At 68.1% G+C, this 14,286-nt stretch carries 10 protein-coding genes and 3 pseudogenes; 9 read left to right on the top strand and 4 right to left on the bottom strand.

Annotated features, from left to right (window positions below; translation table 11 throughout):
• Positions 1 to 259: 259 nt before the first annotated feature.
• Positions 260 to 865, top strand: a pseudogene (locus tag ACFT4A_RS06420) (aldo/keto reductase); the annotation flags it as partial.
• Positions 866 to 1,019: 154 nt separating this feature from the next.
• On the top strand, positions 1,020 to 1,538 hold the full coding sequence (locus ACFT4A_RS06415) for a hypothetical protein (RefSeq protein WP_382826471.1): 519 nt from the start codon (positions 1,020 to 1,022) through the stop codon (positions 1,536 to 1,538).
• Positions 1,539 to 1,571: 33 nt separating this feature from the next.
• On the opposite strand, the gene ACFT4A_RS06410 is transcribed toward ACFT4A_RS06415, so the two are convergent.
• On the bottom strand, positions 1,572 to 1,883 hold the full coding sequence (locus ACFT4A_RS06410; RefSeq protein ID WP_382826469.1) for a hypothetical protein: 312 nt from the start codon (positions 1,881 to 1,883) through the stop codon (positions 1,572 to 1,574).
• Positions 1,884 to 2,437: 554 nt separating this feature from the next.
• Between ACFT4A_RS06410 and ACFT4A_RS06405 the strand changes: the two are divergent.
• The 4 genes and pseudogenes from ACFT4A_RS06405 to ACFT4A_RS06390 all read left to right on the top strand — a co-directional run bounded on the left by ACFT4A_RS06405 (position 2,438) and on the right by ACFT4A_RS06390 (position 7,404).
• Positions 2,438 to 3,680: pseudogene (locus ACFT4A_RS06405) on the top strand (IS256 family transposase).
• A 19-nt stretch (positions 3,681 to 3,699) separates the two neighbouring features.
• Positions 3,700 to 4,093 (top strand): annotated as a pseudogene (locus ACFT4A_RS06400) (lipase family protein); the annotation flags it as partial.
• 823 nt (positions 4,094 to 4,916) lie between these two features.
• A complete protein-coding gene (locus ACFT4A_RS06395; RefSeq protein WP_382826467.1) occupies positions 4,917 to 5,891 on the top strand; it encodes a methyltransferase in 975 nt (324 codons plus the stop codon).
• 622 nt (positions 5,892 to 6,513) lie between these two features.
• Positions 6,514 to 7,404: a ParB N-terminal domain-containing protein gene (locus tag ACFT4A_RS06390; RefSeq protein ID WP_382826465.1), complete on the top strand. Its 891-nt coding sequence runs from the start codon at positions 6,514 to 6,516 to the stop codon at positions 7,402 to 7,404.
• 235 nt (positions 7,405 to 7,639) lie between these two features.
• Here the strand turns inward: ACFT4A_RS06390 and ACFT4A_RS06385 are convergent, their stop codons facing one another.
• The 3 genes from ACFT4A_RS06385 to ACFT4A_RS06375 all read right to left on the bottom strand — a co-directional run bounded on the left by ACFT4A_RS06385 (position 7,640) and on the right by ACFT4A_RS06375 (position 10,839).
• Complete coding sequence (locus tag ACFT4A_RS06385) at positions 7,640 to 8,632, bottom strand: phosphotransferase (protein WP_382826463.1); 993 nt, start codon at positions 8,630 to 8,632, stop codon at positions 7,640 to 7,642.
• 9 nt (positions 8,633 to 8,641) lie between these two features.
• Complete coding sequence (locus ACFT4A_RS06380; protein WP_382826461.1) at positions 8,642 to 9,946, bottom strand: MFS transporter; 1,305 nt, start codon at positions 9,944 to 9,946, stop codon at positions 8,642 to 8,644.
• 95 nt (positions 9,947 to 10,041) lie between these two features.
• A complete protein-coding gene (locus ACFT4A_RS06375) occupies positions 10,042 to 10,839 on the bottom strand; it encodes an inositol monophosphatase family protein (protein WP_382826459.1) in 798 nt (265 codons plus the stop codon).
• 126 nt (positions 10,840 to 10,965) lie between these two features.
• Between ACFT4A_RS06375 and ACFT4A_RS06370 the strand changes: the two genes are divergently transcribed.
• From ACFT4A_RS06370 to ACFT4A_RS06360, 3 genes are read left to right on the top strand one after another with little or no spacing between them, the layout of a single operon-like run.
• Positions 10,966 to 12,096, top strand: a complete 1,131-nt coding sequence (locus tag ACFT4A_RS06370; RefSeq protein ID WP_382826457.1) for a Gfo/Idh/MocA family protein — start codon at positions 10,966 to 10,968, stop codon at positions 12,094 to 12,096.
• Between the two features lie 26 nt (positions 12,097 to 12,122).
• A complete protein-coding gene (locus tag ACFT4A_RS06365) occupies positions 12,123 to 13,448 on the top strand; it encodes an aspartate aminotransferase family protein (protein WP_382826455.1) in 1,326 nt (441 codons plus the stop codon).
• A 26-nt stretch (positions 13,449 to 13,474) separates the two neighbouring features.
• On the top strand, positions 13,475 to 14,263 hold the full coding sequence (locus ACFT4A_RS06360; protein ID WP_382826453.1) for a sugar phosphate isomerase/epimerase family protein: 789 nt from the start codon (positions 13,475 to 13,477) through the stop codon (positions 14,261 to 14,263).
• Positions 14,264 to 14,286: the final 23 nt, after the last annotated feature.

Genomic DNA, 14,286 nt, shown 5'->3' with positions numbered 1-14,286 from the left:
CGTCCGCTCCTCGTCGTTCGGATTCCTGGACCAGGTGCCAGCGTGCTGCCGATGCTCACCACCTGGCAGACCGCGCTGTGCCGGGGAGCGGTGTTCAGGGGTGTGACAGGGCCCCCCTTCCGGCTGGCCCGCAGGTCCACACGGCTCACAGACTGGAACGCATGACTGATCCGCGGCAGAACAGCACACTCACCCTCGACAACGGCATCACCCTGCCGGTGCTCGGCTTCCGGGTCTTCTAGAGGTCGGCGAAGGTCCGCGCCGCTCCGGGGTGGACCGCTCCGAGGTGTTCCTCGAGACCAAGGTCTGGGTCACGGACTACGGATACGACGAGACGCTGCACGCGTTCGAGAAGAGCACCCGCAAGCTCGGGGTGGACCGGCTCGACCTCCTGCTCCCGCACCAGCCGGTGCCGGAGCGGTTCGACACGACGGTCGCCGCCTACCAGGCACTGGAGAAGCTCTACGAGGAGGGCAGGGCCCGGGCGATCGGCGTCAGCAACTTCATGCCGCATCACCTCGCGGAACCGGTGGAGCGCACCAGCGTCGTCCCGGCCGTGAACCAGGTCGAGCTGCACCCGTACTTCACCCAGCCCGACGTCGAGAAGGCGAACGCCGAGCACGGCGTCCTCACGCAGGCGTGGTCTCCGATCGGCGGGATCACCTTCCACTGGGACAAGGACGGCACCGGACGCAGCACGCTCCAGGACCCGACCCGGATCGCCGAGAACTTCGACGTCTTCGGCTTCGAGTTGAGTTCCGAGGAGCTCGCCGCCCTGGACGCACTCGACACGGGGGTCCGCGGCGGCCCGGACCCCGACGTCACCAGCCCCGAGCGGTTCGACGTCGTCATCCCCGAGGACTGAGGCCGGAGATGTCGTCAAAGGGTCACGCTCACTTCAGGAGCGATGCGAGGATGACGGCTCCCGGGCAGAACCGGGCCGTGCCGCTCCGGAGCGGCACGGACAGCTGTCGGCCTGGCGGACCCGCTCCGTCCTGACCCTCGTCGCGGAGCCCGCTTTGCCTTTACGGACAGGCACCACCCGCCCCATACCCCTGCTCCTGTCGATCGTTCTCGCGGTCGGAACGCTCACCGGCTGCGCGCTACAGGACCTCGCCAGGGACTGTGGGGGGACCGACGACCGGGTGAAGGAGCTGGCCGCGCTCGGCATCCTCGACTCCCGGCCCGCCGGGGCCACCGTCGCCCGGGGCTTCGAGGAGGTCGACGCCGGCTGCTGGGCGGACAGCGGCGATGTCTCGGTGTACGCCGACCGGACCTACGCCTTCCCCGGCACGGAGGCCGAGGTCGCCGCGCACTACCGGACGGCAGCGGAACGAGACGGATGGGCTCCGGCCCCCGAAGCCGTGTCCGACGACCTCTGTTTCACCAAGAAGAGAGTGGCCCTGCGGATCGTCTTCCTCACCGCCGAGGGCCTCGCGGAGGACGGCCACGGAAGCCGCCCCGACCTCACCACCGGGGCCGGCTACTCGATCCGCGTCGACTCGTTCGCGAACAGCGGCGTCGAGGCGGGCTGCTAGACCCTAGCCCTGATCCGCCGGTGACGTGGCCGGTCAGTCGGCCGCCGCTGTGCGCAGGGCCTCGCGGTGGGCCCGCGCCGAGGTCCTCGCCGTTTCCGGCGCGTCCCGCGTCGACGCCGCCGTGGACTGCGTGGGCGGTGACGCCGTCGCCGTCTCCCAGAAGCTGCTGAAGGACCCTCCCGGGTCGCCTCGATCGTCGACCCCGAGGTCACCCGGCTCGGCGGACACCACGTGTTCACCCGGCCCGTTCCCGAGGACCTCGCCGCCCTCGCCGCCCTCGCGGCTCTCGCCGGCAAGATCGTGCTGGACATCGGCTGAACCCGAGCGCCGTGCCCGGACCTGCACAAGATCAGGACTGCATGACGAAGGGCCGGTTTCGGATGCCTCCGAAACCGGCCCTCACTCGCGACTCTCACAAGTCGGGACGACAGGATTTGAACCTGCGACCCCTTGACCCCCAGGAGTGAGCGTCGAGGGTATTTTACGGATATAGCAGACCTAATCATGACGCAGGAGGTGAGTGGAAGTTTCCCTCGTGCACCATCGCGCACACCGTGTGGTCCCCAACTGGTCCCCACTCGCGGGCACGGCTCTGATGCCAGACGCTCCGTGAGACGCATCGACGCCATGACCAGGATGCACCGGCTGGACATCTGCGGACGCTGCCGTACAGCTACCCGCCCCCCCCCGAGGGCGACATCTTCGCTCTAGGCACAGATCTTCACCACCGCCGACGCTACGAGGCAGATCCGTGATGGCGTCCCTTGACGTGGTTTAGTCGATCAAGGTGAGGGAGTGCGCTGGGGGCGTATGCCGATGGGTTTTCGCTCCCTGCCCGCAGGGTGGGCCATCGTGCAACTCTCCGTAGTGAACGCGCAGTTCAACGCAGGAGGTGCAGGATGGCCCTGTCTCAGCATGACTTACTGCGGCTGCTTGAGTCACTACGTTCGGCGGACGGGCTCGAGCTGGTCCGCCATGTGGCCGAGCGGCTGCTCCAGGAGCTGATCGAGGCCGAGGCCACGGCCCGGATCGGCGCGGAGTGGAATGAGCACACCGACACGCGCACCGCGTTTCGCAACGGCCACCGCGACAAAACGCTCAGCACCCAGGCCGGCGACCTGGACCTCGCGATACCCAAGCTCCGGTCGGGCAGCTTCCTTCCCGCACTGCTGGAGCGACGCCGCCGCATCGACCAGGCCCTGTATGCGGTCATCATGGAGGCCTACATCCACGGCGTGTCGACGCGGCCGGTCGACGGCCTGGTCAAGGCCCTCGGCGCGGACACCGGGATCTCCAAGAGCGAGGTCTCGCGGATCTGCCAGGACCTGGATGGCCAGCTGACCGCGTTCCGCGCCCGGCCCCTTGACCACGTCCGCTTCCCGTACGTCTATCTGGACGCGACCTACTGCAAGGCGCGGGTCGAGCACCAGATCGTGTCCCGCGCTGTGGTGATCGCCACCGGGATCACCGAGGACGGCGGCCGGGAGGTACTGGGTGTGATGGTCGGCGACAGCCAGACCGAGGTGTTCTGGACCGACTTCCTGCGTCACCTGCGCGAACGCGGTCTGACCGGGGTCCGGCTCGTCATCGGCGACCACGACCTGGGGCTGGTCAAGGCCATCCGCAAGGTCATGCTCGGGGCCGCCTACCAGCGCTGCAGGGTTCACTTCCTGCGCAACGTGTTCAGCGTGATCAGCAAGGAAGCGGCCGAGACGGCCGCCGCCACGATCCACACGATCTTCGCCCAGCCCACCGCGGATGCGGTCCGCACCCAGCTCGACACCGTCGCCGACATGCTCGGAAAACAGTTCGCCAAGGTCAAAGACATGCTGCTGGAGGCGAAGGACGACCTGACCGCCTTCGCCGCCTTCCCGGAGCGACATTGGAAGAAGATCCAGTCCACCAACCCGCTCGAGCGGATCAACCGCGAGGTCAAACGCCGCACCGACGTCGTCCAGGTCTTCCCCTACGACGAAGCACTCCTGCGGCTGGTCACCGCCGTGCTCTTCGAACTGCACGACGAATGGATCGCCTTTCCCCCGCCGCTACCTGCCCGAGGGAAGCATGGACCAGCTCCACCCCTCCGAGCGCCCAGAAAGCGCCCCCGCGCTACCCAACACCACCAACACGACCGCCGGATGATCGGCTACACCACGACAAGGGACACGACCCCTCGGCGGCCGAACTCCAGCCCACCTACACGCCCGACGTCCAACTGGCCAGTGCCTATGCGGGCGCGCCACCCGCCAATGACCGGGGTCATGAAGGGGATCGACGGAAGCGCCCTGGTCAGCGCTCTTGGCTAGGCGATCAACGGCTTCTCTCAGACCTACCCCACCTGCGCAGTGTCACCGAGGCGAACCTCAACGACGCCGGACGGGGCGGCAACGTCACCTACGCGGCCGTTGACCTGCCCAACCTCGGCGACAGGATCCTTACCAACCAACTCGCCCCCCCTCCTTACCGACCAGGGAACGGCGATCTCCTGGCCCACCGACCGACTGGAGGGCGAACGGACCGCGTTCAATTGCTGGACGATGCCCTTCCAGCCCTGATCGATCCATCCGGCGGCCCGCCACCGCGGCGGCCGCCGGCCGATCGGGCGCTGACGTCCGTCGCACCCGTTGAGAAGACACCAGCGGATCGGCGACCACATGTTGGACGGCTCACCGACAACTCCACGGCCGGCCTCGACGAAAAACGCTTCCGTTCCATCCGGCCCGGGGAACTGGTGCGGCTCGGTCTGGCGGCACCCGCCACCGGACGGCCCGGCGAGCAGCCAAGGGACGGACATCATGATCGTCGCGCCGTACGGGCAGGTGACAGCCCTCGACGACGTGTCGCTCACGGTTGAACCCGGTGTGGTGACCGGATTCCTGGGACCGAACTACGCGGGCAAGTGCCCGTTCTTCCCGTGCTGCAGGTATACGTGCAGCACGGGAAGATAGGGGCTCGTCGAGTGGCGCGGGAAGAGACAGGACGCGCCGCCGCCGACTCAGGCGGGCCGCTCGCGGTATCGGCGGCCGAGTCGGCGGCGCGCCGAGAAGTGTTCTGGCACGCACGCGGCGAGTGAGCCCACAAGCCGAGTTCCCACGGCGGCGGTGCCGAGTCCGCCGCCAGGCCCGTCAGAACGCCCCCAGCCCCACCACCGGGGCTTGTTCGGCCCTGCAGTGGCAGAGGACATTACGGATGAACAGCTGCACCCGTCAGCGACCGAAACCCGCTGACGAATCGAGGCCGGCCCATCCCTCCTTGTGCGCATTCGTCGTGGTCGCACACGCGACCGCATTGGCGTCAGACCTGTGACAAAGAGGCATGCCTTCGTCTACGAGTGAATTCGAGGACGCGACGAAATCCGAACCCACACTGTTGGGTGGCATGGCCGATGTGGTGGCCCCGTGGGCGGCACGGGTGGCGGCCACGTTGAGGCTGGCGGACCTGCTGCGGTACGAGGCAAAACCCGTGGCCGTTCTGGCCGCCGAGGCAGGCGCCGACGAGGACGCGCTGGGCAGACTGCTTCGATTCCTCTCCTGTCGCGGGGTGTTCATCGAGCAGGCACCGGGCACGTTCGCGATGAACGCCACGGCCGAGCCGCTGCTTGACGATCACCCGATGGGCCTGCGGATCTGGATGGACCTGAACGGGCTCGCCGGGCGGTTCGACGCGGTGTACTCCGCTGGTCTCCTGGATGCAGTGCGGACCGGCGCGGACGGCTACACGAGCGTCTACGGGCGGTCGTTCTGGGAGGACCTCCACGCGCACGGCCGGGTCGAGGAGTTCGACCGGATGATGAGCAGCGACGCCGGGATCTGGATGTCCGAGGTCGCCGCGCAGCACGACTGGGACCGGGTGGGCCGGGTGACCGATGTCGGAGGCGGAAACGGAGCCCTGCTCAAGGAGTTGCTGGGCGCCCACGCCGGACTGCGCGGGACGCTGGTCGACCTTCCCGGCTCCGTACCGGGCGGGAAGGCGACGCTGACGGGCTTCCCGGACCGTGTGTCGTTCTCGCCGGGCAGCTTCTTCGACCCCTTGCCCGAGGGATCGGACGTGTACGTGCTGGCGCACGTGCTGCACGACTGGAACGACTCCGATGCCCGCAAGATCCTCGCCCGGTGCGCGGAGGTGGCCGGGCTCCGGGGCCGGGTACTGGTCATCGACCGGACCGGCGCCGAGGAGGACGACCTGCTGGAGTTCACCGAGATGGACCTGAAGATGATGGTCCTCTTCGGCGCCAAGGAGCGCACCGCGGACGAGTTCGCCGCGCTGGGGGAGAGTGAAGGGCTCAGCCTTTGCTCAGCGAAGCCGCTCGAAGCCGGCCTGACGATGATGGAGTTCGCACCGCACGGTGCGTGAGAGCGTGCGGGCCGTACCGGTCACCGGGTGCGGCCCGCACCCAATTGTCCTCCGCGTGCCGGAAACGCGTGTGGATGTCACGCCAGTTCTGTGAACACCTTGAGCGCACAGCCACCGCAGGCATGTACTCCACGCGCGCTCATTCGGCCACCCTCACGAGGTCGATCGGGAGGACGGTGTCCGGGCGTCGAGGCGAATGAGGGTGTCCGGCGGAGCGCTCCGCTCCACTCCACACCGCCGCGACCTGCACCTTTCGCACCGCGACCCGAACCCCGATTAGACCCCGGGAGCTGCGCACAGACTTGACCAAAACTTGGGGAAAATTTCGCCTGTCATTGACGTTCGCCTGTCACGGATCTGATGATGGTCACAAGCGGACGGTAATTGACTCGTCTCAACTTCGGAATGTGAGGCAGCAAAAGAGGTTTCGTGGTGTGTAGGTAAGTTACTGGTCGGGTGATCAGTGTTCAGACGGAGGATTTCTGGGCTCATGCTGGACATTGCGCACAGCGGTGCGACGGAACCATCGAAATGCAGGAGTGAATCAATTTCCTTATCCATCGAGAAGTTACTCCTCTGCGACTCACCGAGATCGCACACTGTCGATTCCGACCATGTGAAGATGCTGGCCCAGCTGGAGGACAGCCTTCCGCCCATCACCGTGCACCGGGGGACGATGCGCGTGGTGGACGGTGTGCACCGTCTGGAGGCCGCCAAGATGCGCGACGCGACGGAAATCAACGTCGTGTTCTTCGAAGGAACGCTGGAGGAGGCGTTCGCGCACGCGGTCGAGAAGAACGTCCGGCACGGACTGCCCCTCACCGTTCAGGAGCGGACCGACGCGGCGGCCCGGATCATGACCTCGCACCCCGACTGGTCCGACAGGCGGGTCGCCTGCACGACGGGGCTGTCCCGGAAGGCCGTCGCGGAGATCCGGCGTACCGGTCTGGGGGACCACTCCGGGCAGACGGCCAGAACGGGCCAGGACGGACGTGTACGCCCGGTGAACAGCGCCGCCGGCCGCGAGCAGGCCGCGCAGGTGCTCCGCGAGAAGCCGAGCGCGTCACTGCGGGAGGTCGCCAGGGTCGCGGGCATCTCGCCCAGCACGGTGCGCGATGTCCGTAACAGGATCGCGAACGGCGACGACCCGGTGCCTGCCCGCAGGCAGCCGCAGGACCGGTGGCACCCCGCCCCGGAGACCGCCGCTCCCGGCACCGTCCGGTCTGCCGCGCAGCAGCACCAGCAGATGGTCCGCTCCCGTCACTACGAGACCCTCCTCCACGGCCTCAGAAGCGATCCCTCCGTACGTCTCACCGAGTCCGGCCGGCTCGTCCTGCGGCTCCTGGAGACACGGCTGATCCTGGTCGGTGAGCGGAACCGACTGATCCAGGGGATCCCGCACCACTGTGTGCCCAATCTGTCCGTCGCCGTACGGCAGTGCGCGGAGGCGTGGAACGAATTCGCCGCTCAACTGGAGACGCACGAGCTGGCTGAGGAAGCTGTCAGGGACTAGCAGGAACAGTCCAGCCGCGACGGGTGGCCGCCCCGGTGTGCAACTGGCTCCTGGGCCCAGTCGAACACCAGCGGGACCGCTCCCCGCGATCTCGCCGGGCACGGTCGGCGCTCGGGCGCCCGGTCGCAGCCACCCCGTGACGCGCGCCGGCCCCTCTGGCCGGGGCCGGCGCCTCAGGTGCCACAGCATCATTGGCAGGCCCGCTCCCAGGGAGCCGCCTGCGACGGGGACGCGGTCAACTCGCCGCGTCGCTGTGCAGATGGTCGAGGGTGTCGACGAAACCCTGCCAGGCAGCTTCGGTGTCGGATGTGCGCCGGTGCTCCCCACGGAACCACTCGACGAACTCCGCGACGTCCAGCAGGCTCCATCGGAGCCGGTAGAGCGCCAGCGCGGCCCGGTCGGGCGTATGTCCGGTCAGCTCCGTATAGCGGGCGAGGACCGCCGGATCCCCCGACATCAGAGAGAGGTCCCGTTCAGGTACCGCCAGCCCCACCGTGTCCCAGTCCACCAGCAGATAGCCGTGGTCACCGAGGATCAGGTTCCCCGGGTGCGGCTCGCCGTGCGTGACGACGAGCGGTGCCCCCCGGCCGCGTACCCGGGCAACCAGTTCGGCGAACTCCGACAGCCGCCGACGGAGCGTCGCCTCCTGACCGGCCAGCAACTCCCGGGCCGGCTCGGAGAACGGTCCGCCCGTCCACATGCCGGACAGCTCGGTCAGAGCGGTGTGCACGCCGTGCAGTCCGGCCGGCGCCAGGTCGGTGTGCGGGGTGGTCTCCGGCGGGGTCCGGCTGTGGAGCTTCGCGAGCAGCTCCAGCACCTGGTCCTGCTCCTGACCCGTCAGCTTTTGACCGAACTCGCCCGGACGGCCGTCGACATGAGGGAAGACGGTCAGTGCGTAGCGCGGGTCCAGTCGCAGGAGGGAACTGCCGTCCGCTGTGGTCCGGGGCGCCACCACGAAACCCAGACCGTCCTGCTCGCTCAGGTGCAACGCGGTGTCCATGGCGCGCCGCAAGCCGCGCAGCGCCGCTGCGGCGCCCTGGCCGCAGTGCTCCTTGTGCTCGAGATCGGAGACGGTGACGAACCACCGTTGTCCGTCGTCACCGGTGATGTGCCAGTGATAATCCCCGAAGCCGATCGGCGCGTACGACGAGGTCGCCGTGGAGATGCCGAAGTCGCGCAGCCGCTGAAATAAAATATCCTGGTTCAGTTTCTCAGGAAGATCTTCCATGGGGGAACGCTAACAGCTCGTCCGGTCGTTCATGAATGGATATTCATCGAATTCCCGCATGCGCCGCAGCGGCGAACACAACAGCATGGGAGCGACCACCACCAGAGCGCCTGCCAGGATCCACAGGGCCTGGCACACCCCCACGGAGGCGGCGAGCGCACCCCCTGCCGTCGCACCGAGTGGGGCGGCGCCCCACACGGCGAAGCGGAACATCGCCGTCATCCGGCTGAGCAGACTCGGCGGGCACACCTGCTGGCGATACGTGACCTGCATGATGTTGAAGACCGTGATTCCGGTACTGATCGCGATCTGTCCCAGGACGAACGCCGTGACCCGCCAGCCGTCGCCCGATAGCGGGATCAGGAACATGAAGGGAGCCACGACCGGGACCGCGAGCACCGCGGTGCGGCCGGCACCCAGCGCCGTGGTCAGACGGGGGGCCAGCCACGCGCCGATCAGGGCGCCCACGGCACCCGCGGCCAGTAGGAAGCCGACGAGCCCCGGAGCCACCCCGACGACGCTGTTCAGGAATACGACGTCCAAGGACAGCGTGGCCGAAAGGATCAGGTTGTTCGCACTCGCCGAGAGCGCGAGCAACCGCAGGACCGGATGCCGCAGCAGGATTCTGATGCCCTGCCACGTCTGTCGGGCCAGCCCGTGAGAGGGCTCGGGCGGCTTGGCGTCGGGCACCGGGATACGCCACAGCAGCAGTGCCGAAAGCGCCGAGGCCAGCCCGTTGGCCGCCACCGCGAGGTGCGTACCGAGCCACTGCACACACACGCCGCCCAGTCCTGGACCGCCCAACTCCGCCGTGGCTCGGATCATTTGGAGGTTGCTGTTGCTCCGGAAGAGGCGGTCCTTGACCATCAGCTGCGGCAGGTAACTGTGGTCGGCGATGTCGCCGAACAACTGGGCGCAGCCGAGCAGCAGGGCCACGGCGTAGAGGTGGGGCAGAAAGAGCGCGTCGATCGCCCAGGAGGCCGGCAGCGACATCAAGGCGGCGAACCGCAGCAGATCCGTGCCGATCATGACCCGGCGCGGCCGCAACCGCTCGACGATCGCTCCGGCGAGCAGGCCGAACACCAAGTAGGGCATGAAGTAGAACGTCTGTAAGAGAGCCATCTCCCAGGCCTCCGCGCCCAAGGAGAGTGCGGCGGTGAGCGGGAGCACGACCAGGGTGGCGGCGGCGCCGGTCTCGTTGAGGACGTGCGAGCCGAGGAACAGCCGGTAGCCGTAACGGCGTTCACGGTCGGTGTGGTGGGCAGGCGGGTGGTTCGCGTACGGGCCGGCAGTGCGGCCCGGGCGTTCTGGCATTGCGTCACCTTGGGTCGTCGTTGTCACACCACGTCATAAGGAGGCCGGTGCGTCGGTGCGCCGTGCGCACCGGGCGGCGGGTCGGGGACGCGCGGTCATTCGGGTCCGAGGAGCGCGCGGAGCTCTCCCACCAGGGCCGGTGGGCAGGCGATGACCATCCGGTCGCTCGCGGGACCGCCGTCGGCGTCGCCGACCCACGCACCCGCCTCGCTCGCGATCAGGGCTCCGGCGGCGCGGTCCCAGTGCCGGGTGTCGCCCTCGTAGTAGGCGCCGAGGCGGCCGGCCGCCACCCAGCACAGGTCCATCGCCGCTGATCCGCTGCTGCGGATGTCCCGGACGTGGCCCATGACGCGCGCGGCCAGCGCGGCCTGCTTCGCGCGCACCGTGAGGTTGCTGCTGAAGCCGGTGGACAACAGGGCCTCCCGGAGCGCGGTGGGGGCGGACACGCGCAAAGGCCGGCCGTTGAGGCGGGCTCCTTCACCGCGTACGGCGCTGAAGGTCTCCTGGCGGGAAGGGTCGTGCACCACACCCACGACACCGGCACCTTCCACTTCGGCGGCGAGGGAGACGACGAACGCCGGATTGCGGCTGACGAAGTTGCCGGTACCGTCAAGTGGATCGATCACCCAGCGCACGCCCGAGGTACCCGGCCGCTCTCCGCCCTCCTCGCCGAGGATCCCGTCGTCAGGCCGGTGCGCTGTCAGCAGTTCGACGATGCGGTCCTCGCTCCTGCGGTCGAATGCGGTCACCAGGTCAGTGGGTGACGCTTTCGCCTCCGCCTGTACGGGCCCGTCCGCCGGTGCGCTCAGCAGGATTTCCCCCGCTTCCCGCGCTGCGAAGACGGCGAGTTCTATCAGCGCGCCGTGGTCAAAGGAACTGTGCGAGGCGTTCATTGCACCCCCTTGTAGCGTCTTGATTTCCGTGTGAAGGTATCACCATCCCGTTTCCCGAGGCCCTGTCAGGGCATTCACCGTGCTTTCCACGGTTCTCCCGATGACCCGACGTCCTAAGTTGGTGCCGTGTCAGAAACAGAGCGCATACGCATAGGTGTGATCGGTTGTGGCACCGTTGCCCAGATCATGCACCTGCCCTATCTCCAAAGCCTTTCCGAGCAATTCGAGATATCCGCGCTCAGCGACCTTTCGCCCGGTCTGCTCGATCTGCTCGGTGACCAGTACGGCGTACCACCGGCCCGCAGGTTCCTGGATTACCGGGGATTGCTGGAGACCGATGTGGACGCCGTTCTGGTGCTCAGCGGCGGCAGTCACGCCCCGCAGGTCCTGGCCGCCGCAGAGGCGGGCAAGCACATTCTGGTGGAGAAGCCGCTGTGCTTCACCTTGCGCGAGGCGGACGAGATCGAGGCCGCTGTGAGCAGGTCCGGAGTGCGGCTGATGGTCGCGTACATGAAGCGTTTCGACCCCGGCTTCCGGCACGGGGAGCGGCTCGTCCGCGCGATGCGGGAGCCTCGGTACGTGCAGATCAACACGCTGCACCCGAGCGAGGACCAGTACATAGACATTCACGGGGTGCAGCGTTTCGGCGACATACCCCAGGCGGTCGCACAGCGGGTGGAACGGGCTCAGGAAGAGCTGCTCGACGAAGCCGTGGGCGGGATTTCCGACGCGTTGCGCTTCGTCTATCACGATGTGTTCCTGGGCAGCATGGTGCACGACATCAACGCGCTGCGGTCCCTCGCCGGAGAGCCGACGGATGTGCTCTTCACGCACATCTGGCCGGCAGATTCGGAGTTTCCCTCCGTCACCACCGTCCTGCGACACACCGGAAATCTTCGCACCGCGTACACCTGGACGTATCTGGCCGAGGTACGGGACTACTTCGAGGAAATCGCAGTGTTCTCCTCGGCCGAGCGGGTGCGTGTGCAGTTCCCGTCGCCGTTCCTCAAACACCGGCCGACACCCGTCGTCGCACAGCGCATGGAGAATGGCGCGCTGGTGGAGGAGCGGGTCGAGGTGTCGCACGCCGAGGCGTTCCGTGAGGAACTGCTGGCCTTCCACGAATGTGTGGTGAGCGGGGTCCGACCGCTCACCGACGTATCGGACGCTCGCACGGACATCGCGGTCCTCCAGCAGATCTTCGCGGCCTTCGATCCCCCCGGGCTCGGCGGAGAGACGAAGACGAGCCGGGGCTGAGCCATGCCCGCAGAAGGGGATACAACGTGAGTCACAGCGTCACGCTCCCGTCCACGGAGCACATCATCGAGCTGGAGAAGCGGCACAGGCTGCCCGGCAGCCAGTCAATGACCGACCTCGCGGGCATCGTCGTCGATCGCGCGGTCAACGCCGAGGTCTGGGACACGGACGGCAAGCGCTACATCGACTTCTTCACCGGGGTGGGTGTCAGTAACATCGGCCACTCCCATCCCCGGTTCCTGGAAGAGCTGAACGCGCAACTGAGCAAGTGCGCGGTGGGGACGTTCTACACCGACGCACGGTCCCGGTACTACGCTCTCCTCGCCTCCCAACTCCCCGAACAGCTCAGGGGCATCCACATGTTCTCGACCGGCAGTGAGGCGGTCGAGGCGGCGGTGAAGCTCGCCAGAGCCGCCACCGGCAAGCAGGAGATCCTCAGTTTCTGGGGCGGCTTCCACGGTAAGACCCAGGGTGCGCTGAGCCTGCACGGCGGGCCGCGCAAGCACGGCTCCGGCCCCTTCCCGCCCGGATCGCACCAGGCGCCCTACGCCGACTGTCGCCACTGCCCGCTCCAGTTGGAACACCCCGGATGCGGCCAACGATGTGTCGACCTCGCCGAGCAGTCCCTTGCCAACGCCTCCGTCGGGGACCTGGCAGCGGTCATCGTGGAGCCGGTACAGGGCACGAACGGGAACATCGTCCCGCCCGAGGGGTATCTGCGCGCGCTGCGTCACTTGGCCGACCGGCACGACGCGTTGCTGATTCTGGACGAGGTCATCACCGGCTTCGGACGGACGGGCGCCCTGTTCGCCTTCGAGCACGACCCCGGCATCGCGCCCGACATCGTCGTGCTCGGCAAAGCGATGGCGTCCGGCATGCCCGCGAGCGCCATCGTCAGCAGGCCGGGACTGGCCGAGGGCACCTCCTTCGCCGTACCGAGTGCCGCGGCGTCGACCTTCGGCGGCAACCCGCTGGCCAGCGCCGCCTCGCTGGCCACCTTGCGGGTCCTGCTGGACGAACGGTTGCCCGAACGCTCCCGGGAACTTGGAAAGTTGGTGGCGGACCGCCTGGCCGCGTGGCGGGAGGAGTTCCCCTTCGTGGGCAACGCGGACAACGCCGGCCTGATGATCGGCGTCGAGCTGGTGCACCCGGCGACCCGTCGCCCGCTCCCCAAGGACCTGACCCGGCGGCTCTTCCGGCAACTCATGGCCCGGGGCGTCCTGGCGATGGCATACGACAGCAGGATTCGGCTCTATCCACCGCTCAGCATCCCGCCGCACCACCTCGAAGAGGGCCTGGCCGCGTTCGAGGGCGCCTTCCGGTCGATGGCCCCCGCCATCAGCCGTCTGTGACCACGACGAACGAGGGGAGAGCGCCCATGGAACTGGGCTGTGTCGTACGGAGCGCCGAGGAGGCCGAGCACGCCGCCGGTCTCGCGTTCGACTACGGCGAGGTGAAGGGCGACATGCTCTGCGTCCCGAGGGACGATCTGCCGGCCCTGACCGCCCGCCTACAGCGCACCGGGCTGCCTTTCAAGGCCATGACCTCACCGCTGCCCCGGCGGTACGGGTGCCGGGTGGTGGGCCCGGATGCCGACCACGCGAGGGCACTGAGCGTCTTCCGCGACATGTGCGATCGGGGCGCCGCGCTCGGCGTGGGCACCGTCGTGCTCGGCAGCGGACAGGCCAGGGACGTGCCTCGAGGCTTCCCGACCGAGGAGGCCGGCCGGCAGTTCCGGGACTTTCTCGTCGCGGCGCGGGACGTGTGCGCCGAGCGCGCCATGACGGTCGCCCTTGAGCATCTGAACAGCACGGAGACGAACCTCGTCAACTCGTGCACCGAGGCCCGCACCGTCGTGGAAGCGGTTGACGGCGCCGGCGTACGGATCACCGCCGACTGCTTCCACCTCGTCAGCGAAGGACTCCACGTCCGTACGGAGGTCGCTGCCGCGGGCAGTGCCATCGCGCACGCGCACACCTCCGCGGTGCCGCGCGGCAGCGGCGACTTTCGGGAGGAAACACAGCGGGAGTTCGTCACGGCGCTGCTGGCCGCCGGTCACGACGGCGGGCTGACCGTCGAGGACGAGTTCGCAGACTTCGGCCGGGAGGCGGCAGAGGCGGCCGGCCTTTTCCACCGCATTCTCGGCAGCACGGCCGCACCGTCCTGAAGGCGGAGAGCGCACCGCACCGA

Origin of the sequence: Streptomyces sp. NPDC057099 (assembly GCF_042671245.1) — a bacterium.
In the GTDB taxonomy this organism is placed as follows: domain Bacteria; phylum Actinomycetota; class Actinomycetes; order Streptomycetales; family Streptomycetaceae; genus Streptomyces; species Streptomyces purpurascens.
Note: the sequence above shows the minus strand (reverse complement) of the source record. Positions and strands in the feature narration are given on the sequence as shown.

Excerpts from the sequence above, each read along its gene's own strand:
- ACFT4A_RS06375 (WP_382826459.1), bottom strand. The coding sequence starts at position 10,839 with ATGAACGCCTCGCACAGTTCCTTTGACCACGGCGCGCTGATAGAACTC.
- ACFT4A_RS06395 (WP_382826467.1), top strand. The coding sequence starts at position 4,917 with ATGGCCGATGTGGTGGCCCCGTGGGCGGCACGGGTGGCGGCCACGTTG.
- ACFT4A_RS06385 (WP_382826463.1), bottom strand. The coding sequence starts at position 8,632 with ATGGAAGATCTTCCTGAGAAACTGAACCAGGATATTTTATTTCAGCGG.
- ACFT4A_RS06390 (WP_382826465.1), top strand. The coding sequence starts at position 6,514 with ATGCTGGCCCAGCTGGAGGACAGCCTTCCGCCCATCACCGTGCACCGG.
- ACFT4A_RS06380 (WP_382826461.1), bottom strand. The coding sequence starts at position 9,946 with ATGCCAGAACGCCCGGGCCGCACTGCCGGCCCGTACGCGAACCACCCG.
- ACFT4A_RS06360 (WP_382826453.1), top strand. The coding sequence starts at position 13,475 with ATGGAACTGGGCTGTGTCGTACGGAGCGCCGAGGAGGCCGAGCACGCC.